13 protein-coding genes, 3 tRNA genes, 1 rRNA gene and 2 riboswitches are annotated in these 21146 nt (G+C 49.2%); of the genes, 1 reads left to right on the top strand and 16 read right to left on the bottom strand.

What is annotated here, in order from left to right; genetic code table 11:
* Position 1: 1 nt before the first annotated feature.
* Positions 2-670 carry an L-serine ammonia-lyase, iron-sulfur-dependent subunit beta gene (gene sdaAB / locus FYJ60_RS11500; RefSeq protein ID WP_154458817.1) on the bottom strand — a complete coding sequence of 223 codons (669 nt, stop codon included), beginning with the start codon at positions 668-670 and terminating at the stop codon, positions 2-4.
* A gap of 476 nt (positions 671-1146) precedes the next feature.
* Between sdaAB and FYJ60_RS11495 the strand changes: the two genes are divergently transcribed.
* On the top strand, positions 1147-2088 hold the full coding sequence (locus tag FYJ60_RS11495; protein ID WP_154458816.1) for a LysR family transcriptional regulator: 942 nt from the start codon (positions 1147-1149) through the stop codon (positions 2086-2088).
* Between the two features lie 9 nt (positions 2089-2097).
* Here FYJ60_RS11495 and FYJ60_RS11490 read toward each other — a convergent pair whose 3' ends face one another.
* From FYJ60_RS11490 to FYJ60_RS11420, 15 genes are all read right to left on the bottom strand, one after another.
* Positions 2098-2898 carry an ABC transporter ATP-binding protein gene (locus tag FYJ60_RS11490; protein WP_154458815.1) on the bottom strand — a complete coding sequence of 267 codons (801 nt, stop codon included), beginning with the start codon at positions 2896-2898 and terminating at the stop codon, positions 2098-2100.
* A complete protein-coding gene (locus tag FYJ60_RS11485) occupies positions 2895-3935 on the bottom strand; it encodes a FecCD family ABC transporter permease (RefSeq protein WP_154458814.1) in 1041 nt (346 codons plus the stop codon). The genes FYJ60_RS11490 and FYJ60_RS11485 overlap by 4 nt, the downstream gene beginning before the upstream one ends.
* A 28-nt stretch (positions 3936-3963) precedes the next feature.
* Positions 3964-5037 carry an ABC transporter substrate-binding protein gene (locus FYJ60_RS11480; protein ID WP_205839087.1) on the bottom strand — a complete coding sequence of 358 codons (1074 nt, stop codon included), beginning with the start codon at positions 5035-5037 and terminating at the stop codon, positions 3964-3966.
* A gap of 260 nt (positions 5038-5297) precedes the next feature.
* Positions 5298-7031: a nitrogenase component 1 gene (locus FYJ60_RS11475; RefSeq protein ID WP_205839086.1), complete on the bottom strand. Its 1734-nt coding sequence runs from the start codon at positions 7029-7031 to the stop codon at positions 5298-5300.
* Complete coding sequence (locus tag FYJ60_RS11470; protein ID WP_154458811.1) at positions 7031-7876, bottom strand: AAA family ATPase; 846 nt, start codon at positions 7874-7876, stop codon at positions 7031-7033. Before FYJ60_RS11470 ends, FYJ60_RS11475 begins: the two co-directional genes overlap by 1 nt.
* A gap of 154 nt (positions 7877-8030) precedes the next feature.
* Positions 8031-8206: riboswitch (cobalamin riboswitch) on the bottom strand.
* 325 nt (positions 8207-8531) lie between these two features.
* Complete coding sequence (locus FYJ60_RS11465; RefSeq protein WP_154458810.1) at positions 8532-11441, bottom strand: hypothetical protein; 2910 nt, start codon at positions 11439-11441, stop codon at positions 8532-8534.
* Positions 11442-11517: 76 nt separating this feature from the next.
* Positions 11518-12882, bottom strand: a complete 1365-nt coding sequence (locus FYJ60_RS11460) for an ABC transporter substrate-binding protein (RefSeq protein ID WP_235903416.1) — start codon at positions 12880-12882, stop codon at positions 11518-11520.
* Positions 12879-16622, bottom strand: coding sequence for an Ig-like domain-containing protein (locus FYJ60_RS11455; protein ID WP_205839085.1), 3744 nt, complete (start codon positions 16620-16622; stop codon positions 12879-12881). Before FYJ60_RS11455 ends, FYJ60_RS11460 begins: the two co-directional genes overlap by 4 nt.
* Before the next feature lie 201 nt (positions 16623-16823).
* A riboswitch (cobalamin riboswitch) is annotated at positions 16824-17012 on the bottom strand.
* Between the two features lie 152 nt (positions 17013-17164).
* Positions 17165-18106, bottom strand: coding sequence for a translation elongation factor Ts (gene tsf / locus FYJ60_RS11450; RefSeq protein ID WP_154458809.1), 942 nt, complete (start codon positions 18104-18106; stop codon positions 17165-17167).
* A gap of 39 nt (positions 18107-18145) precedes the next feature.
* The gene (gene rpsB / locus FYJ60_RS11445; RefSeq protein WP_154458808.1) at positions 18146-18904 is read right to left on the bottom strand and encodes a 30S ribosomal protein S2; all 759 of its coding nucleotides are present in this window, start codon (positions 18902-18904) and stop codon (positions 18146-18148) included.
* A gap of 147 nt (positions 18905-19051) precedes the next feature.
* Complete coding sequence (locus FYJ60_RS11440) at positions 19052-20377, bottom strand: sugar O-acetyltransferase (RefSeq protein ID WP_205839084.1); 1326 nt, start codon at positions 20375-20377, stop codon at positions 19052-19054.
* Between the two features lie 230 nt (positions 20378-20607).
* Positions 20608-20679 (bottom strand) — tRNA-Cys (locus FYJ60_RS11435).
* Between the two features lie 6 nt (positions 20680-20685).
* Positions 20686-20757: transfer RNA gene (locus FYJ60_RS11430), tRNA-Glu, on the bottom strand.
* A gap of 46 nt (positions 20758-20803) precedes the next feature.
* Positions 20804-20875, bottom strand: a tRNA-Asn gene (locus FYJ60_RS11425).
* 164 nt (positions 20876-21039) lie between these two features.
* A 23S ribosomal RNA gene (locus FYJ60_RS11420) occupies positions 21040-21146 on the bottom strand; the annotation flags it as partial.

Genomic DNA, 21146 nt, shown 5'->3' with positions numbered 1-21146 from the left:
GTCAGTCTTCCGCCAGACTGTAATACGTTACCTTTTCCACGCCTTCCAGATGCTCCAGCCAGTCCAGAGATTCCTTCGGAACCTCCTGGTCGCACTCAATTACCATGACCGCGTGCCCGCCTCTCCCGGACCGGTACAGCTGCATGGTCGCGATATTGACCGATTTATGCTGCAGCATGGATGTCACCTCCGCCACATGGCCGGGCTGGTCCAGGTTGTGGACGATCAGCGTGGGCAGCTCTCCGCTGAAATTTGCGGAAAGCCCGTCGATCTCGTTGATCAGGATGCTGCCGCCTCCTACCGAGGACGCGACAATAGACAGCTTTCTGCCGGAAACCGATTCCAGCTCCAGCTTTACAGAATTCGGATGGGCTTCCTCCCCCAGATCAATGCCGTGGAACGAAAAAAGAAGCCCGGCCTTTTCCGCGTAAGAGAAGCTGTCCGGAATCCTGGGATCGTCCACGGCAAAGCCCATCAGCCCGGCGAGCAGCGCCCGGTCTGTGCCGTGCCCCCTGCCGGTTCTCCGGAAAGAGCCGTGAAGATAAATATCCGCTTTCCGGACCTTTTCTCCCAGCAGCTTTCTGCATGCATTCCCGATGCGCACGGCACCGGCCGTGTGCGAGCTGGAAGGCCCGACCATAACCGGTCCGATGATATTAAAAATGTTCATATTTTCCTCCGGTCTTTTTGCGTTTCCGAGCAGGAGTCTGAAGTCAATCTGTTTTTGTTTATGAGCCGCAGGCAGCATTCAGAAATCGGTCAAACCCGCTGCGCCTGCAGTATTCCGTGCAGTCAAGAAAAATCATATAGGTTCCCTGCGGCATAGCGGCGTACACCCCGGTAAAATGACTGTGCATACATTCATCACAGTGCGGCAGTTATTCCACAGCACATTCCGGAGTTCATCCCCATATTCCCTGTCTCAGTTTTTCCCGTACACCCTTTCCAAGAGTCAGTATATCACAGATAGCCCTGGAGAGAAGGGGATGGAGATGACTTTGTCATAAAGCTTCCGTCTTTCCGTCTGCAGCAATTTGTTGTACTGTATAAGTAAAAGCCGTGGAGACGGACACTCGATCCGTCCGGGCTTTCCGCATAATAACAGAAATTTACGATGAATAGGAAAAGGACGGGTTACCATCTGACATGACTTTTCAGAATCTGAAATATATTATAGAGATCGCCAACTGCCACTCCATATCACAGGCGGCAAAAAACCTGTATATGACCCAGTCCGCGGTCTCTAACGCGGTAAAGGAAACAGAAAAAGAAGTCGGCATCCGGATTTTTGAGAGAACCAGCAGAGGGGTGCTTCTGACCTATGACGGGGAAGATTTTCTGAAATACTGCAAGGAGATTGTCTCCAAGACAGAATTCCTTGCGACCAAGTATCAGAGCAGAAATTATCTGCACATGTACTTCTCCGTCTCCGCCCAGCATCTCCCCTTTGCTGTCCGTGCTTTCCGGAAATTTCTGAATACCTTTCAGGCACCCTGCTTCGATGTCTCTATCCGCGAGACCGATACCGCCACGGTATTCCGAGACGTTACAACAGGAAAAAGCGAGCTCGGCATCTGCGCCTTCCATGACTCCCATATTCTTATGATACGAAAATCGCTGTTTCTACATGAGCTTTCTTTTACGGAACTGACACAGATGCCGTGTTATGTGTTTGTACGGAAAAATCATCCCCTGGCCGGGGAAGAGGCGATTTCTATTGAAGATCTGAAGAACTATCCGTTTGTCACGTATGACAGCTCCAGCGACCCCGATCAGTTTACGGAGGAGCCTCTTTTCTATGAGCTGCTGGAAAAGAATGTGCATGTGACTGACCGGAGCAGCAAGCTGAATCTGATCCGGAACAGCGACGCCTTCAGTATCGCCGTGGATCTGCCTAACAGCAATGCGGATTCTTTTTTCCGTTCCAGGGAAAACGCTGTGATTGCCGTCCCTCTGAAGGAACCGTTGGAGCCACTCCACGTCGGATATATTTTTCAAAAAAACAGAGAACAAAGCAGCCTTGCCAGACAATATCTGGGCTGTCTGAACGCGGAAATACAGCAGTTCGGAATTCCTTCCGTGCCCTAGCGCATCCGGTTATTTCTCTTTACCGACAGCGGCGTTTTCATCAAACACGCAGACTTTTCTTTCGATTTCCGGCACATAGACGATTTTTACCTTAATCCGGTAGATTTCATCCATGGTTTTCTCATTAATAACCTCTTCGGCTTTTCCCACGCGGAGCCTTCCCTCCCGGTCCAGAATTGCCGTTTTTCCTCCCAGCAGCATGGCGTGATCCGGCATATGCGTGGTCATCAGCACCGCATATCCTTTTTCCGCCAGCTCTCTTACCAGCCGAATCATCCTGAGCTGATTTCCATAGTCGAGATGGTTGGTCGGCTCGTCAAAAAGGATGATCTTCGGCTGCTGGACAATCGCTCTTCCAATTAGGGCCTGCTGCCGTTCCCCTCCGGATATTTCTGTATAAGCCTTGTCCGCCAGCCGCGAGATTCCCAGTTCTTTCATCACCTGATCGGCAATTTCATAATCCTTTTCTCCCGGCGACTGCAGAATGCCAAGGTGAGGGGCTCTCCCCATAACAATGAAATCTCTGACCGTGTAGCTGTAAACAGCTGTGTGATTCTGAGGAACATAGCTGATCATTCTGGCCGCCTTGCGCAGATCCATGGTTCTCAGGTCTTCTCCGCCCAGAAAAATTCTTCCGGATATCGGTTCAAAAACATTTCCCAGGCAATTCAGAAGGGTAGATTTTCCGGCACCGTTGCACCCGAGAATTGTCATGATCTCACCGGAATCCAGCTGAAAGCTGACATCCCGCAGAATGGGAGACGAAGCTTTCCGGTACCTGTATGATAAATTCTCCACTTCCAGTATCATGATAATTTCATCCTCTGCCTCATAAGCACAATAATGTAGAACGGTGCGCCGATCAAGCCCGTCAGAATTCCCAACGGAATCTCCATGCTGGTCATGGCTCTTGCCAGTGTATCAATAACAACCATGAAGGATGCCCCCAGAAGAATGGTGACCGGGACGGATTTTTTATTGTCAGGTCCTGTCAGAATCCTGGAAAGATGCGGAATGACAAGCCCCACCCATCCGATGGTACCGCACAGGCAGACCGCCGACGCCGTAAGCAGCGTTGCGCACGTAATCAGCACATTCCTCATTTTCTTTACAGACACACCGAGGGATCTTGCCTCACGGTCGCCCAGCGACAGAATATTGATTCTCCATCGAAGCAGCAGAATCACCATCATCCCCGTCAGAATAACAGGGGCTGTGGCCATTAAATCAGACGGGAGCACCTTGGTAAGACTTCCCAGCTGCCAATAGGTAATGGACTGGAGTTCTGTCTCCGGGTCAGCCACATACTTCATCAGACCCAGGACAGAATCCATAATTCCTTTCACAATAATGCCCGACAGCACCAGCATGGTGATGTTTGTGTTTTTCAGCAGCTTTGGGATCAGCAGTGTAATGCTTACGGCCAGTATGCCCGCCAGAAAAGCAAAAATCTGTATGCCCCAGGAGTTCATATGCATCAGAATTGCCGCAGCAGCGCCGACACAGGCCCCGGATGTTACGCCAAGCAGATCGGGCGCCACCAGGGGGTTCTTAAAAACCCCCTGATAAACCGATCCGGAAACAGACAGGGCCGCACCGACAAGCAGCGCCCCGATTACCCTGGGAAGCCGGAGGTTCAGAACAACATTTTCTGCCTGTACATCCCATGTCGCGGGAATACTCCTGACTCTGGACACAAATATTTTAATTACATCCAGAGCAGATACACGGTACTGCCCGATACACAGCGCAAGCAGCACAAGCACAATGGTAAGCACCAGAAGCGCGGTAAATAATCCTTTGTATTCCGCCTGTTTTTTTCTGCCCCTGTTCTTTTCTGTCTTCATTCCTGAAATTCCTTTTCCGGACATCCTGTCAGCTGTTCATCTCTTCCCTGAGCAGTGCACTCAATTCTTCATCGGAAAGATCATATCCATAGAAGTCCGCATAAAAGCTGCGGATGGTATCACCGATATTATAATCATTAAAAATTTCCGGCTGCACAATCTGCGCTGTCCAGTACATATAGAGAGGCTTCTCAAACGCGTTGGGCGGCGCCCAGCGATACAGCCCGCAGGGTACCTTATAAACCTTGTGATTCTTTACCGCGCTGACCTGGCTCCAGTCCTGTCCCTCCAGCTTGTTTTCGTAGAAGTCCTGAGGCGTTACATTATCAAAGTTGCTGATGAAAATAATTTCCGGATCAAAGGCAAGAATCCTCTCCATGGTAACCTCTGTGACTTCCTCCGGAAGTGTAAAATTCTGCCCGCCTTCCAGATCCGTAATGCTTGGATTGATGCCTTTTGTATAGCAAGTCATCTGGTTGACATTCTGGAAATGAAGCACTCTGGGCTTCTGGTCATCGGTTAGTGCGGAAACCTGATCTGCCTTGGAATCAAAATAGCTCATGGTTTCATCATACCAGTCCGTCGCCTGTTTTGCCTTGTCCTGGCAGTTCAGCGCGTCTCCCAGCATAGTAACCAGTGACTTCAGGGAATCCATATCTGTCGCGGATGTAACCAGAAAACAGGGAATTCCCACCGCCTCCAGTTGCTCCGCCTGATCGGTCTGAGTATCCCAGTTCAATACAAGATCGACGTCCGCCGCGGCAAGAGCTTCCACATTAACGGAAAAATCGTCATTGACCATGGTCGTATCGACATTCTCCAATTCCGGAGCCAGATACTTCAGCGTGGACATTTCCCAACCTGAGTAGGCTGCCGGAGGCATGGAAACAATGTTGTCGGCAGTTCCCTGCAGGGCATAGACCATGTTAGGAAGCACCATGGCGGCAACAGCAATTCTCTGCGGATGCACCGGCACCTCTACCTGGCGTCCTGTCGCGTCTGTCACCGTGCGTGTCTCCTCATCCTCTGTTTTTACCGATGCCGATGAAACCTCCTGGTTTCCGGAAGAAGCCTGGCTCCCGGCCGCACTTTCTGTTTGCAAACTTGTTCCTGCCCCTGCATCCGACGCAGAAGACTCTGATGCGGCCGCACTGACAGCTGCTGAAGCGCTGTCCGTTTTTTCTGAAGCCCCACAGCCCGCTAAGGCGGAAAATGCCATCGCGGTGCTTAATATCAACGTCAGCAATTTACTCTTTTTCATTGTTCCCTCCTTGTTCCTCTTTGCTTGTATCTTTAAAATTTTCCGGGATTTCTGCTGCACTTCATACCAGACAGATTATCCCGCTATTATTGAACTCCCCTTCAGGAGCTGCAATCTAAGAATGTGTCCAGCCATGCGGCGCCCTTTTTCCCAAAAATCGTGTAATCCTTGTGCTCGGTAATTATTCCATGTGACAGCAGCGGATCCGGAAGATCCAGCCATTTTCTTTCCACTTCCTCCTCTTCTGCCGATGTCTTAAAAATCCTGTCACCGATAATCAGGTCATGTTCTCTGAAAAGCTTGTCCGCATGGCTGCCGGAGCGAAAATAAACAACGTCTGAAAGCTTTTCCTCCTGTATGCCGGATTCCGCCAGCGTATCTCCGTCCGCCATCTTCAGCACTCTTCTGTACCAGTTTTCCATTGTCTGTACTGGGGCATAGACGGCGCGTGTTACCCTGTGGAATCCCCTCATTTCTTTCAGGTACAGGGCGATCCCATGTGTCAGAACCGGGTCTCCGATTAAAAGCGCGCTCCGGCTGTCGTTATCTGCAGATACTTCCGGAACTTCCAGCCAGACGCCTTCTTTTTTCAGCTCTTCCGGATTTCTCTTCTTCATCATCCCGGCAACACGATTACGCCATTGCAGCATAGACCGTTTCCCGACCGGGAGTGCTGCCAGAACCGGAATCTGAAACTTCTCCTTTATCCAGTAAGCCGCTTCCAGCCCTTCTGCCGAAACGACCCAGTTAAACCGGGTTCCGGCCAGTTTCCCTATTTCACCCAGCGGATGTTCCTCCGGCAGAAACACGTCGTAACCATCCCGGTGAAGGTGCTCTATTCCATGCGAGATTTTCCCCTCCGCTGCGGAAGCAAGAAGATGAGAGCCTAAAATCCCGACACCGCAGTGCTGTTTTCCCGACCCGGGCGCATCTGCTTCTGTCTCCCCCGCGAACTTCCTGACAAATGTCAGGTACATCCGCGAAATCCCTTCATTTCCGCTGTGAAAACCGTCAGACTCCAGATACACAGTCGGAAGTCCTTTCTCACTCATCTGCGAGGCCAGATGTACACTGTCAACGCCAAGAAGATGGGGAACCGCTGATGACAGCAGACAGCACAGCCTCCCGTCCGCACGCTCCTGAAGATCTTTTTCCAGAAGAACAGAAAGCCTGTCCTCACACCCGACAGCTGCCTCCAGATTGTTAAACCGTGTTTTCGTCAGCTGATACGGTTTTTTCAGCCCGGCAGGCGCCGAAAAGCATCCGTCGCACCCGCCCGCGCTGAGAAGGAAATTATAAGTGTCCCATACCTGAAGTGCCGACGCAATCCCTTCAAAATCCGGTGTCACCGGAGGCAAGACCTTTCGGACAGCCCTTACTGTGCGGCCGGAATAAGCGATTCTAAGAAGAATATCGTTCAAATCCTTTCTTACATTCCGGAAGCGTTTGACCATCGGTCCGCGATATAATACCTCCACCGGTATCTTTCCCGGATTGCTCAGTGCTTCTTTGATTCTGTCATAATCCATTTTTGTGATAATCTCGGTACAGGACGTATACAGAATAATTCCTCCCGGTTTTCTTTCGCGCAGCACCTTATTCAGCATCTGTACGATCTTTTTTTCCGCTGTCCCTGCCGCGTATTCCGTATCCGATACCACACAGTACGCAAATCTTTCCAGGGCATTCGCCCTGACAGCATTTTTGTACAAAGCCCGGATGCATGTCAGCGATCCGGCGGCTGCCAGCACAATATCCTCCGCCGCAAAAATTTTCCCCGGAAGAACAACACAATTCTGGTCATCATAAAATAAAGTAATTTCTTCAGTGATCATTACGTCCCCTCTCTCCCGCAGATGGATGCGCTCTGCAGCAGCATTCTCCTCCATTCCTCCAGTTCATCATCTGACATCGGCCTGGCTCTCTTGTCCTCCTCCGCATCCCGCAGCATCTGTTCCGCCAATCCGCGGAAGATAAGGCCAATTTCACTATCCGGTTCTGATTCGCCTATCAGACGGCCCGAAAAATCCTGCTTTCGGAACATTTCACTTTCTGGAATCCAGCTGGCTATCTGTGTTTCCGTTCTTTTTGCAAAGCTTTCCGCGATCTCCCTGTCCTGCGCACCGCGGACGTGATTCCAGATCAGGCCTCCTGCCAGCCGGGCACCGCCATAGAAATAATACTCCACAGCCCGGAGAATATTGTTGGCCGCATAAAGTGACATATAATCCGAAGACGTAATGATATAGACCTGATCCGCAAAATGATTCCGCATAGGTACGGCAAAACCGCCGCAGACGACATCGCCCAAGACATCGTAAATAACCACATCCCAGTCCATCTGAAAAACATGAAGCCGCTGCAATTCATTTTCCATGGCTGTTATCCCCATTCCTGCACAGCCGACACCTGCATGCGGTCCCCCCGCTTCGATGCAGGTTACTCCCGGCAGCCTGGACGGAAAGACAATATCGTCAATCGTCAGCTCCTTTTCTGATTCGTTCAGCTTATCCAATACCGTAGGGATTTTTTTATTGGTGAGAAGCCTGGTAGAATCCGCTTTCGGATCACACCCAATCTGCAAGACCTTTTTCCCGGAACGTGCCATTGCCGCTGTAATATTTGCCGCAATGGATGACTTTCCGATTCCACCTTTTCCGTAAATCGCGATTTTTTTCATATCCCTCCACATTTCTACTCAAAAAAGTTTCTTACTACCATATTTCAGCTTATAAAAACAAAAACAGCCTGACTTATTACAAGCCAGACTGATCTCTGTGTTTTGTCTTTTGACAGGACATCTTATCCTGCACATCCGCTCAATAAGTCGTTAAGTCAGATGTCGGAGAGGAGAAAGTATCCTGGCTCAAGATCCCCGCGCCGCGCAGCCTTCCCGGTCTCCCAGTGGCATTCTGCACAGCGCTCCCTTCTACAGTGGCGGTACCGCATCAGCTTCTACTGATTTCCATATCATCCAATCCGCAGATATTCTAATTTCGATGGACAGATGTCTCTTCTGTACAAGGCATGCCTCTTTGTCCTCTTTGCAGGACATCCTCTTTTCATACAGATAAAAATCCGCCTTTGAAAGAGTACCATAGAAACCTCCAGGAAAAAAGCTGATTATATTGATGTCCAGCCATCAATTTTTCTGATGGCTCCTGACAGCCAAAATTCTGCTGTCTGCAGTTCTGATAAAGCTGAAACGGCAGGGCACACTTCTAAAGCGCCGCGTTAAAAAGCCCCTGTCTGGCTTATGCTCAGTCAGACAGAGGCTTTGCGGGCCGTCGGCAGTGCATTCTTAAACGGAAATTGCCGACTCGCTATTATTCATTTCATCTCCAACAAGTATTTGCTGTACTTCCAGGTGCTGATGCTCCTTTTGAAACCAGCACAGTTTCCAGTGCTTCTCCTCTAAGACTGAGCCCGGTAGAACCACAATCTTCTCCATTCTTTGCCCAGCCAGTCCAGCCCTTGTTCTGGACATGAACCCTGTAATAAATATCATACTTTTCGGCTATTTTTCCTGTCAGCTTGATCCTGACTGCCTCCAGCCTTCTTTTCTGGCCGGTAGTCCCGGAAATCTGTCCATTTGCCTTCCATGATTGTTCCCATCCGATATTCTGAAGATGGCTCTGATATGCAATACCACCTTCACTCTGTGGCAGATTTAATGTAAGCTTAACAGCCTCCATCCGCAGCTTCTCTCCGGCTGTCCCGGCAATTTCTCCATCGCTGGCAGAAGACATCCAGCCTTTATTCTGCACATGAGCCTGATAATAAACCAGTGGTTCTACATAGGATTCATCCGTGCTTCCAGGTGCCGCTGAACCTTTCGGAAGTATCCTGACACGAATTGCTTCCATGCGAAGGCCTTTTCCGGTTGTTCCGGCAGAAGCACCGTTTTTCGTCCATCCAAGCCATCCATAATTCTGTACATGTGCCTGATACCAGATGTCATACTTGTCAGCATCGCTGCCTGTAAGACGGATCTGAACAGCCTCCATACGGAGCTTCTTCCCAGTTGTTCCTGAGATCTGTCCTTCTTTAGTCCAGCCGTTTTCCCATCCGCTGTTCTGGATGTGGCTCCGGTATTCTGCCTGTACGTCTGCATCGCCTGTGGTACTAAGCTTAATCGCTTCCATCTGCAGGGATCTTCCAACCGTTCCGGCTTCTGTTCCATCTGTCACATTTGTCTGCCAACCGATATTCTGCACATGCGCGGAATAAGACAATCCGACAGTTTTCAGCTCTTCTTTTTTCTCTTTTTTCAGCGTTACCGTATGTTCTGCTTCTGTTCCATCCGGCGTGTAATTAAACGTCTGTGCCTTGAACCCCTCAGCACCTGCTTCAACTGTATAAGCGGTATCCTTTACCAGTGTATAAGTTGAATCACTGTCCGGATTAATCTGTGTGTCTTTGCGTTTTACTGTGAAGGATGCGCCTGGTACAGCATTTCCATCTTCATCCACCGCACGGAATCTGACCTGCGCCGTTACAGGATCAATCTTCAATGTTTTCGCTATTTTGCTGATGGTTACTTTTCTTTCAACCCATTTGCCGCTGCTTGTTCCGCGGAAGGAAACAATAACGGGCTGTTCCAGATAATCCTTTGTAATGTTTCCGCCAAAGGATCCTTCTCTCACGGCTACGGTAAAGGTATTCGCATCATCCAGACGGGTTGTCTCACCCTTTGTTTCCGCTTCCGCCGCATCTTCCTTTGACCCGATATAGAGTCGGTCGTAGCTCCCATTCTGCATAATCAGTTTCAGGGTTTCGCTATACCCGTTACTGTTTGGTCCTCCGACCGTCTCCAGCTTTGCGTCCGGTTTTTTCATCATGATTCCGTCTGCAAGGGTAACCGTCAGGCTGGTCTCGCCGGTAAAATCACCCGTAACCAGTGTCTTCGCGCTTTCATTTACCTGAATCTTGCGGGGATAAAAGGCACGTTTAAGATCATTTTCCCTCTTCAGGTATTTGCTGTAATAGGTGTTTGACACCGCTACCAGCGGAATATCTGTTCCGTTCAGCTCCCCCTCTGTCAGAGGAATGGCAAACTCCCATCTTCCTTCGCTGTTCTTATACCCGTGTACCCAGCTATCGTTTCCTTTGTCCTTCGATCCATCGCCATTGGAAACAGCTTCCTCATAAGTTCCTTTGTACAGCTCATGGTAGCCGCTTCCGCTTAAATCCATAACCAGGTATGTCTGATCTCCCTGCTTCTCCAGCTTTGCATTAACCGCCTTAAACATACCTGTGTTATTTTTTATGTTCAAAGCAGTTGCTTCGGACTCGTCAATCGCTGTTGTAACAGAATAACCGATCTCCGTTCCCATTAATGAAGAATATGCAGCGATATAAAAGGTGCTGTTCAAATCAATCGGCACATTCTGAAATGTAGTTACTTTATGTTTCCCTGTACCAGATGCCGTTCCTTGATAAGTTTCCCCATTTGTCCGAAGGGTTGTGTATGTTCCGCTGTCTACCTGAATGGTAGCTGCGGCTTTTCCCTGACCGTCAACCGTTACTTCAGTAACTGTCCAGGTTCTGATTCTACTAGAAGAACTTTTTCCCTTGGATGATGAAGACGTAAGAGCTGGAGTCGTACTCGCACTATACGTTCCCTGAGGCAGAGTCGTGCTGTTATCCACTTTTTTTAAGACTTCCAGTCCCCATAAGGCGCTCTCCAGAACCCGGCCATAGGATTGTTCTTTTCCTGCCGGTATATTTGTCGGATCATCCAGCGTCGTTTTATCCGCATCACTAAGAGCATTATAGGCAGACTCGGCTTCTTTAATTTGCGCTTCATTATCTGCCGTTACATCTTTAATATCAGGAAGAGCAGCGATCAGTTCCTTGACATGCTCAATTCCTTCTGAATTAGAATCTGTATTTTCTGTGTTTTGAGACTGCACACCGGTAGAAATCTCTTCAGGTTCTCCCAAACCAGATGTCCCCTGTCCCTCATCTGAATCAGATGATCCACCGGACGCCGGGGTTTCCTCTTCAGTCCCTGCGCTTGGAGTTTGATTGTCAGAAGCTTCTTCTTTCTGTACGGATGTTCCTGTCTCCGGCTCGTTGGTTTCTGCACCAGATGATGAGGTATTTACCTCCGTCCCCTGCACAGATGCTTCATACGTATTTTGTGTCTGTGCCTGTCCGTCGTCAGCCATGACGGTAACTGGAGTTACTGCCATGGATGCAGACAGAAAAATGGTCAACAGTATCTTCATTCGCTTTTTCATAGACTTATCCTCCTTAAATAAAATCTACTTTCGATATATACTTGTGACACATTTCATGTCAGAGCTTTCAAGATGACTATGACGCTACTTTGGAGAGAAATGTCATCTGCGACTCATCGCCTCCGGTCAGCATCAGATGAACATCAGTAATAAACTGCCCGACGGTATCCGTAGCCTGGTACATGGATTTTCCCACCTGCCATACATTATCGTCCTTAACTGCCTTGAAATCGGCAAAGGTATCGCTCTTTTCGACAAGATCCTGCACCGAGCTCAGTCCGTTTTCGATGGCTCCGTTGTAAATCAGATAATCCGCGCTGTTGGCTTTGTTGTAGAACTCTTCCATAGATAGGCTGACGGAAACGCTGGATCCCTCTCCATTGTCCAGATCCTCAAAGATATAGACGCCGCCGCCCTCTTTGATCATGTTGGCGATATAATCCTTGCCGGATCGGACGGTTACGGTTCCATCCGTCCCTACCGAGAAGAAGGCAACGGTTTTCCCTGTGCTCTGTTCTCCTGCCAAATCCGAAATAACTTTTGTCTGCTCTGCAAAATGAGCGAACGCGGCATCCTCTTTGTTTACCATTGCTCCGTAGAGCTTGATCCATTCTGTTCGGCCGAGCGCCTCTGATTCATAGCTGGAACGGTCGATAAACACCGGAATTCCAATGCTTTCAATCATCTCCTGCACCTCCGGGTTGTGCAGAATCATTGTAGATTCAATAGCCAGATCGCAGTTTTTTCCGACCATGGTCTCATAATCCGGCTCGCTGTATTTTCCTGCAAAGACAATGGAGCCGTCCTCCATAGCCTTCTTTGCCGCGTCAATGGTCCAGTTGTCTGCCTCGATCCCGCACATCGTAATAACATCCAGGCTGTCCAACGCACAGAACAGAGACATGGCCGAGGTCGCCGCCAGATAGATATTATGCGGCTGCTTGATTACTGTAATATCGTCGGACAGCCCGTCTGGAGCTTCTTTTCCGTCTGGAACCAGAAGGTAATCCCCGCTTTTCGGAACGGACAGCAGTTTATAGCCATCCTCGTAGTAGTACACGTTAAAACAGGTCGCATACTGAAGGACCATAGTCCCGGTATACGTCAGGCCGTCTATTTTAGGAGCATTGTCCGGGTCATTTACCGTCTGCAGGGTAGTTTCCGCCTCTGCTTCCGACGCTTTTGAAGAAGCGGCTCCTCCTGAGGACGTATTGACAGACTCGGAGGAAGAAGCGGCCGGAACCGTTTCTCCTTTCTCCACTGCGGATCCAGAAGTGATATTTTCTGAATTTCCCGCCGTTTCAGTAACGGAACTGCTCTGCGCTGTTCCGGAAGATGCGGACACGGCAGTCCCGGAGGATGCGCCACATCCGGTCATCAATACTGCAGCCGACAGCAGGGCTGGGATCCATTGTTTCCAGAATATTTTTCTCTTTTTCATTTTTTCACGCTCTTCTCCGCTGTTAATTCTTCAACAGCTTCTTTTTTCTCCTGCTCCGATGCGCTGTCCGTTACTTTCTTATACAGCTCTTCTGCCTTATCTTGTGCATCGAAAATAATTCCGTATACCTTGTACCATTCCGCCTTTGCCAGATCGTTCTTCTCATCGGCGCTTCTGTCCACAAACATGGCCATATCCATCTGAACCGCCTGGGAGGCAAGCTTTTCAAAGGATTTCATATCCTCATCCGCAGTCTTCTCTTCCTGCGGAAGAATCTCCGAGGACTCTATCGCGAAATTCGCTTCCTGCTTAATCAGCGTCTTCAGATCCCATTTATCATAGGAACCCGCCTGATAGATTTTGCCATCCTCGCCATCTTCTTTTTCTAACGCAGTGCGGACAGATTCATCTTCAATATCGTTATCCTCCACACCCAGGGCTTTAATATCCTCAGTTTTTCCAAGCTCTGACAGTATTTTTAACGCCTCTGGAGACGTGACAAAGGTCTTGTCCGCAGGCTGACGGATGATGATTACATCCTTCTCCAGCCCGGCAGGAATTTCCTGATTCTCAGGAACGACAAGATACTTCACAATAGCATTGGTGTAAAGCTTCTCTTCTTTCTCTTCCGGACTCACCGCAGAAGCGGTGGAACTTCCGGCTTCTTCCACGTTATCTGTCTCTGCGGCGGCAGATTCTTCTGAGGAATCTGCTGATTTTGTCTTCCCACTCTCAGAAGTGCTCTCATCTGTCTGTTCTGTATCGTCGGAGGTATCAGTTCTCGCGGTGTCCGCAAGCAGATTTACCTCAATCAGATGGATGCCGTTTTCATAGTTAAAAATTTTCAGTTTGTCGGAATAAGTAATTTCTGTCTCCCCGGTACTCTTGATTCCCGTTATCTCAGGTGCTTTCTCATCCAGCACTTTCGTGGAATCCTTAACAGAAGTCCCGGTCTCGCTGCTGCCGGATTCTCCGATATACAGGGTATAATCAATCCAGTGCTCCGCCGACATGGCTGATGTCAGAGCGCTGATTGCTGTATTTCCGTTCAGAGTCACCGGTATGGTAAAGGTGTTGAATCCGTTATAGGTTCTTCCTCCCACACGGACCGCCGTGTAGCTGGATGTACCTCCTTTTGCCCTGGAGAATGTAATTGTCGCGTAGGCCTGCCCATTTACAATTTCCACTTTACTGCAGGAGATAACTGCTCTGCCAGAACCTCCGGAATAAGAGAAGCGGTACTTACCCACTGCATTTCCGCCGCTGGTTGCACCCTTTGTGCTTTCTGCTGTGTTTGTTGTACTGCCGGATGAAGTATTTTTTCCACTGCCTGAGCTGCTCTGACTGCCGCCCTGGCCGCCGCTTTCTCCCTGCTGCTTTCCGGTTCCATCTGCTACCGGCTTATAAGGATCCGACTGCCAGTCCATAGCCTCACAGGAAATAGTCATATTCGACTGATCCAGTGTAATCGTCCGCGCATACCATGCGTTTCTGTTTTTGGAAAGCGCTGCCAGAGAAAATGTTCCGTCTTTTTCTGTCACAGGAATCACAAACTCGTATTTTCCGCTCTGATTCACAGAATAACCGATTCTGGCTGCGCTGTCTGATTTTGCCGCATCCGCCTGAGATCCCCTGAACAACTGCGTATAGGATATTCCGTTCAGCGCAATTCTGAGCTTCCGGTTATTCTCCGTTCCTTCCATCGAAGCAGAAACGATCTTAAACATTGCGGGGGTCTTTTTAATTGTCAGCGCTCCTGTCCGAAAGCCGCTTTCCTGCGTTTTTTTCTTCAAGGTAAGGGTAATCGAATCTTCCGCAGTGTCCGCCGCCGTGTAGGAAACACTGGATGATTCATACCCGTCCGCGGATGCGGAAATGGTGTAAGCAGCTCCTACGGTCAACGAATATTTTCCCTCCTTCGCAGAGAATGTCTGGCTTCCTTCCGCAACAGTAACATCCGCGGGAATGGCGTTACCATTCTCATCCTGCACGGAGACGGAGAGATTCATCTTTTTATCTTCAGCGCGGAAAGTAATATCGTTATAAGTTTTCCAAAGAACCCTCCCTTCCATACCGGTGTTTCTGCCGGAAAATGTCATGGGCGTATTAAGCTTTACCGGAATCCAGGCCGCACTTACAGTGGAACCATCGATTACCTCCAGGCTTGTCGGAATTGTCCTTTCCTTGTCATTCAGGAGATTGGCAAGCTCCTTCTTCACTTTCCCAGGATCTATTGTATTTTGCTCATAACCGGCCGCCGCGCCGATATATACGTGAGTATATTTCGAGCTGGTAAAGTAAATATGCGCTTTTGCCTTTCCATCCTTTACAACAATCTGATCACAATAAACTTTTCCGTGCGCCGATGCAGATATCGGTTCATCACTTCCCGGATACTCTCCGTCCTGCAGCGTTGTGGTATTATCAAATTCCGGCTGTTCCGTATTTTCCAGATAAACTGTAAAGCTATAAGGAAACCACTTTCCCATCGAGGGGTTATAAGCGGAAAATTTCATTTCCGAATTCAGCGCAACCGGAACTGTTACTTGTCTTCCACTACTGAATTTATAGAATCCTGCTGAAGCATTTTCCGGCTGATCGTCGGCTTTCTCAGGCGCAGTCCCCTCATAGTAAGTAGTAAATCCGGAATTGGCAGTCAGAACCGCAAATGCCTTTCCGTTATTCACCAGAATCTTATCGCAGGAGAGAATTTGCTTTCCTTTGCGGTTCGTCGGCATTTTCTGATCCGTAGGCTGATACGTCCCGTCTGCAAGCGTTGTACTGTTATCATAACCAGCCGGCTCAAAACTGCTTTCTCCAGCTGCATCGGCCGTTTCCGGAGCGGCCATCATAAAACTTCTCAGCGCCAGAATCTTCGGTTCTTCCTGCAAAAGCGCTTCCACTCCTTCTGCCGCAGAAACCGAGATCACAGAGGCGGAATTTTCCTGTTTCTTATTGTCCGAATCCTCTGTGTCGTTTCCGGCGTCATCTCCCGCTGGCTGCGTTTCCTCTGTTTTCGCTGATGCAGATCCCTGTTTTCCGCTATCTTTCGCAGAAGAATTTTCTTTGGCAGCCTGCACCGTTACGAGCAGAGACGCACTGTACCCGCCGTCTGCGGCTTTCACAGTAATCTCTGCAGTACCTTCCCTGACTGCCGTCAGTTTTCCGTCCGCATCCACTTTGACTATGGATTCATCCTCAGATTTCCAAGTAACCGTATGGTCGGCTGCATCCGCTGGCGTGATTTCAGCGATCAGCCGATCCTGCTCGGTATCTCCAGTGTTCAGAAGAAGTGTATCTTGTCCCTCTGTATTTTTAGCAATCTTATTCCGGCTGTCCTTAATGGCAACAGCGGTCACGGAAATTCTGCCCGCATTCTGACCAGAATCCGCCGTATTTTCAGCTGCTTCTGTTTTCTTTTCCTCATCCTGCGCATCAGTTCCTGTTGCCGCGCTGTCTGCAGCAGCCATATCAGAACTTCCCGCTGCTGATGAAGCAGGAGTCTCTGCTGAAGAAGAAGGTGTGTCTGTCACAGAATTCTCCACTGTCTGTGCATTTCCAGGCTGCTCCTGTACGGTATTCCCGACTTCCACAGAACCGCTTTCCTGTCCCTCTGCAGTTTGCTCTGTCCGGGGCTGTACCGGCTGGCTTTCCTCGCCCCATGCAGGCACAGCCCCGGACAGAGCCATTCCTGCAGAAAGCAGCACTGCCAGATATTGTTTTCCATTTTTTTTCTTCATAGATGGCTTCCCCCTTAGATGCAGTTTTACCGACTTCCAAATATTTAACAGATCATTCCAAAAGCAGCACCCAGCCGCTTTTTTGCCCGAAAAAAGGCATGCGCCGGAAAAGCACATGCCAGATAGAAATATCCAGCGGACAGGCATTCTGCCTGCCCGGAAAATTTCTCTCAGGATTCTGCTTTCCCTGGAAGCACAATCGGGTTCTATGGATTATCAGCAGGTTTCCTGGCTTGCAGCTCGGACGCGCCCCGCGCCTTCTCACATTCCTTTGTGCAATGCAATGGCATTCCGCGGTTAGCTCGCTGCTTACAGTGACCGGATCGCTCAGGTTTTACACCTGATTCCCTATTATCCGTCATAGACGGCACTGATAAACATCTGCTCAATTTCTTTATTATAACGGATTATAAGTAAATTACAACCGACAAAGTGACGGAAAGATACAAAGTTACTGTCCCGCGCGTGAACTTAAAAGGGGTCTGCACTGGCATGTGCAAACCCCTTGATGAACTTTTTCTTTCTTCCATTCGGAAAGCAGATTATTTGCCTGCTGCCTGTGCGGCAACTTCTGCGGCAAAATCCTCGTTCTTCTTCTCCAGTCCCTCGCCGGTCTCAAAACGTACAAAGCCTTTGATGGTAATCTTGGCGCTGTTTGCCTTGGCAACCTGCTCAACATATTTTGCGACAGACTGCTTGCCGTCCTCGGCCTTAACATAGACCTGATCCAGCAGAACGATTTCCTTCAGCTCTTTGTTGACACGTCCCTTCAGCATGCCCTCGATAACCTTCTCCGGTTTCTGGGACTCCTTCGGGTCGTTCATGATTGCAGCGCGGAGAATTTCTGTCTCCTTCTGAATGTAATCGGCAGGAACCTCGCTGTTATCGGTGTACTGCGGTCTCATGGCTGCGATCTGCATTGCCACGTTTTTGGCCATTTCCTTCACCGCATCATTAACCACATCGGTCTCAACATCGACCAGGACACCGATTTTTCCATCTGCATGATTGTAGGTGGCAACGAATCCGTTCTGCTCCTCTACCTGGGCGAAACGACGGATATGCATATTCTCGCTGATGACAGCGATCTCTGCGTCCAGCGCTTCTTTTACGGTCTTGGCGGTATCGAATTTCCAGGGCTCTGCCAGGAACGCATCGATATCCTTTGCGGAAGTTGTAAGCGCCTGATCTGCAACCTGTGCCACATACTCACGGAAAGTCTCATTCTTGGACGCGAAATCGGTCTCGGAATTAACCTCGACCACAGCTGCTTTCTTTCCGTCGTCGGTGCTTTTGAACATAACAATTCCTTCTGCCGCGATACGGCCGGCCTTTTTCTGAGCTTTGGCCATGCCGTTCTCACGCAGCCACTCGACTGCCTTGTCCATATCTCCGTCTGTCTCGGTAAGGGCCTTCTTGCAGTCCATCATGCCTGCGCCGGTCAACTCTCTTAACTCTTTTACCTGGGAAGCTTTGATTGCCATTGCTTTTATCTCCTATCCGTTCCGTTTACTGTTATCTTTTTATTCCGCATCCTCTGCAGCACCTTCTGCCGCCACAGCCGCAGCTTCTGCTTCCTCATCGGAAACCTCGTTCATCATGCCCTGCTTTGCCTCGATTACGGCGTCTGCCATCTTGGAAACCAGCAGTTTTACGGCACGAATCGCGTCATCATTTCCCGGAATTACATAATCAAGCTCTTCCGGATCGCAGTTTGTATCGCAGATACCGATCAGCGGAATACCAAGGGCATGCGCTTCGGACACGCAGATTCTTTCCTTCTTCGGATCTACGACAAAGATCGCATCCGGCAGGTTCTTCATTTCCTTGATACCGCCGATGTTTCTCTGCAGCTTATCCATCTCTTTCCGGAGACCGATAACCTCTTTCTTCGGAAGAACGTCGAAAGTACCGTCCTCTTCCATTCTCTCGATTTCTTTCAGTCTCTCAATACGGGTCTGGACTGTCTTGAAGTTGGTCAGCATTCCGCCGAGCCATCTCTCGTTTACATAGAATTCTCCGCAACGCTCTGCTTCGTTCTTGATGGTGTCCTGCGCCTGTTTCTTTGTTCCTACGAACAGGATTCTGCCGCCGTTTGCGACAATGTCGCCGATCGCGTTATAGGCATCGTCTACCATTCCTACAGATTTCTGCAGATCAATAATATAGATCCCGTTGCGCTCTGTATAGATATACGGAGCCATCTTGGGGTTCCATCTTCTTGTAAGGTGTCCGAAATGCACACCGGCCTCAAGTAACTGCTTCATAGAAAGTACGCTCATTTTGTTTCTCCTTTTTGGTTTTGTTCTTCCGCACGGTTCCGCTCACGGAGAACCTTCTTAAGAAGGCACCATTCCGCGAATTGCCGTACGTGTTTTCTAAACAGCTTGAAAAGTATAGCATAAAAAGCCCCTGCTGCGCAAGAGCTTTTATCGGAACAGGCTTGTCACCTCCGACAGGGTTTTGACAACTTCCGCAAGATCGTCGATAGACTGATCTAGTTTGTCAAAATCTATTTTTCCGAGTCTCTGTGTGACCTCTGTGATCGTTTCCGTGTTGTCCGAGACAACCTGATCAATTCCGGACAGCGAATGCTGCGCCGAGTCCACCAGACCGTTTACATTGTCAAGGGAATCCTGTGCCTGACCCGCAAGAACCTGCACCTGGTCCAGCGCTTTGTCCGCATTCTGCAGGGTGAGTGTTACCTGCGGAATCAGAATGGCAAAAGCAATCGCAAACACTGCCGCCAGAAGAAACGTGCCGACGGCTGCCGCTTTTTGGAATCTGGTATCTGATTTCTGCGATTTTAGAAGGGCGGCCAGCAGCTCGTGATCGGTCATTTCCTCCGGTTTCTTTTTCTTATGTTTCTTCGTCTGTTCTTCGATGTCCGAATCTCCGTTATCCGGAGTGCAGTTATCCGCATTTTCATTTTCCGGGGTGTAGTTTACCAGATTTTCATTCTCCGGAGTGTAGTTTACCGGATTTTCATTCTCCGAAGTGCGGTTTACAGGATTTTCATTTTCCAGAATGTAGTTTACCGGATTTTCGGTATTCAAATTTCCACTATCCGAAGTGTGGATGTTCAAATTTCTGTTATCCGTATGAACATTTTCCTGATTGCCGCAATCCGGAGTGTTTTTTGGATTCATTCCCAGGTAATCTCTATATTCTTTTTCCCAGATCCGCCTGTCCTCCTCTGTAATCTGCCGCAGGACTCGACAGGGATTTCCTGCCGCAACCACATGATCCGGAATGTCACGCGTGACTACAGACCCGGATCCGATAACTACATCGTTTCCGATGGTAATACCCGGATTGATAACCGCATTTCCTCCGATCCAGACATCAGATCCGATGCTGACTGGTTTGGAAAATTCTACATTTCTGGCCCGCACGCCGGAATCTATGGGATGACCGGCGGTAAAAATGGACACATGAGGTCCCAGAAAAACTCTGTCGCCAAACGTCACCCGGTTCTCATCCAGAATGGTCAGCCCGGCATTGGCATAGAACTGGCGGCCAAAGGAGACTCGGTTGCCATGGTCAAAATAGACCGGCGGAATAAGCACCATATCGTCCGGAGCACGCATAAAATGCTTTTTTAATTTTTTCAGCTCTTTGCTGTCTTTCCAGTATTCGCACTCATTAAAGCGTTTCTGTGCCTTTTTTATTTTATGAAAGGACGGATCGCCAAGCTTCTCCGGACTGTAGAGTTTTCCCTCTATCATCCTGTCCCATTCCCGACTGTTCACCATAAAGCCACCTTTCCCTCCCCTGGCTGACCTGAAAAGATTCCGGATGTATTTATTTTAAAACAATTCAGGGTGGGATGCCATAGGAAACAGAAATATCCTGTAGGATATTCAGAAATGACCAAAAAAGAAAGGAATTGCTGATAAAAAGCTTCGTTCCGCAGGTTATGAAACTTTAAAAGCATAAAATATTAAAACAAAAAGTCCCTTATAAATATAAGAGACTTTATCAGAGGCGTGGGCCGGATTTGAACCGGCGCATACTGGTGTTGCAGACCATTGCCTTACCACTTGGCTACCACGCCATATAATGACTCCGACGGGAATTGAACCCGTGTTACCGCCGTGAAAGGGCGATGTCTTGACCGCTTGACCACGGAGCCATATTTTATATTAAATCCGAAGAGAATATCTCCCGGACTTAAAAAGCTCCCCGAGTTGGGCTCGAACCAACAACCCTTCGGTTAACAGCCGAATGCTCTACCATTGAGCTATCGAGGATTATTCCACGCTTCCGTTTCCCTTCCGCGCTCCCGGTACTTCCTGCGGCCTTCCGGCCGTCTTCCGTACCTTCAAAACTGCATATACTCTTTCCAAACGTCCCGCAATTCCATGAACCGCTCCACGCCTCCGCTTCGCTTCTTTTGCTCCGCTTCCGCGCTTCCCTGATCTAGCCCTCGACCGATTAGTAACAGTCAGCTCCATGCATTGCTGCACTTCCACCTCTGCCCTATCTACCTCGTCGTCTTCAAGGGGTCTTACTTCTTTCGAA

Origin of the sequence: Bilifractor porci (genome assembly GCF_009696005.1) — a bacterium.
Taxonomy (GTDB): Bacteria; Bacillota; Clostridia; order Lachnospirales; family Lachnospiraceae; genus Bilifractor; species Bilifractor porci.
The sequence above is the reverse complement of the archived record's forward strand: the minus strand, read 5'-3'. Positions and strand labels throughout refer to the sequence as shown.

What these genes read in the sequence shown, in the direction of transcription:
- sdaAB (WP_154458817.1), bottom strand. Translation starts at nt 670, where the DNA reads ATGAACATTTTTAATATCATCGGACCGGTTATGGTCGGGCCTTCCAGC.
- FYJ60_RS11495 (WP_154458816.1), top strand. Translation starts at nt 1,147, where the DNA reads ATGACTTTTCAGAATCTGAAATATATTATAGAGATCGCCAACTGCCAC.
- FYJ60_RS11490 (WP_154458815.1), bottom strand. Translation starts at nt 2,898, where the DNA reads ATGATACTGGAAGTGGAGAATTTATCATACAGGTACCGGAAAGCTTCG.
- FYJ60_RS11485 (WP_154458814.1), bottom strand. Translation starts at nt 3,935, where the DNA reads ATGAAGACAGAAAAGAACAGGGGCAGAAAAAAACAGGCGGAATACAAA.
- FYJ60_RS11475 (WP_205839086.1), bottom strand. Translation starts at nt 7,031, where the DNA reads ATGATCACTGAAGAAATTACTTTATTTTATGATGACCAGAATTGTGTT.
- FYJ60_RS11470 (WP_154458811.1), bottom strand. Translation starts at nt 7,876, where the DNA reads ATGAAAAAAATCGCGATTTACGGAAAAGGTGGAATCGGAAAGTCATCC.
- FYJ60_RS11465 (WP_154458810.1), bottom strand. Translation starts at nt 11,441, where the DNA reads ATGAAAAAGCGAATGAAGATACTGTTGACCATTTTTCTGTCTGCATCC.
- FYJ60_RS11460 (WP_235903416.1), bottom strand. Translation starts at nt 12,882, where the DNA reads ATGAAAAAGAGAAAAATATTCTGGAAACAATGGATCCCAGCCCTGCTG.
- FYJ60_RS11455 (WP_205839085.1), bottom strand. Translation starts at nt 16,622, where the DNA reads ATGAAGAAAAAAAATGGAAAACAATATCTGGCAGTGCTGCTTTCTGCA.
- tsf (WP_154458809.1), bottom strand. Translation starts at nt 18,106, where the DNA reads ATGGCAATCAAAGCTTCCCAGGTAAAAGAGTTAAGAGAGTTGACCGGC.
- rpsB (WP_154458808.1), bottom strand. Translation starts at nt 18,904, where the DNA reads ATGAGCGTACTTTCTATGAAGCAGTTACTTGAGGCCGGTGTGCATTTC.
- FYJ60_RS11440 (WP_205839084.1), bottom strand. Translation starts at nt 20,377, where the DNA reads ATGGTGAACAGTCGGGAATGGGACAGGATGATAGAGGGAAAACTCTAC.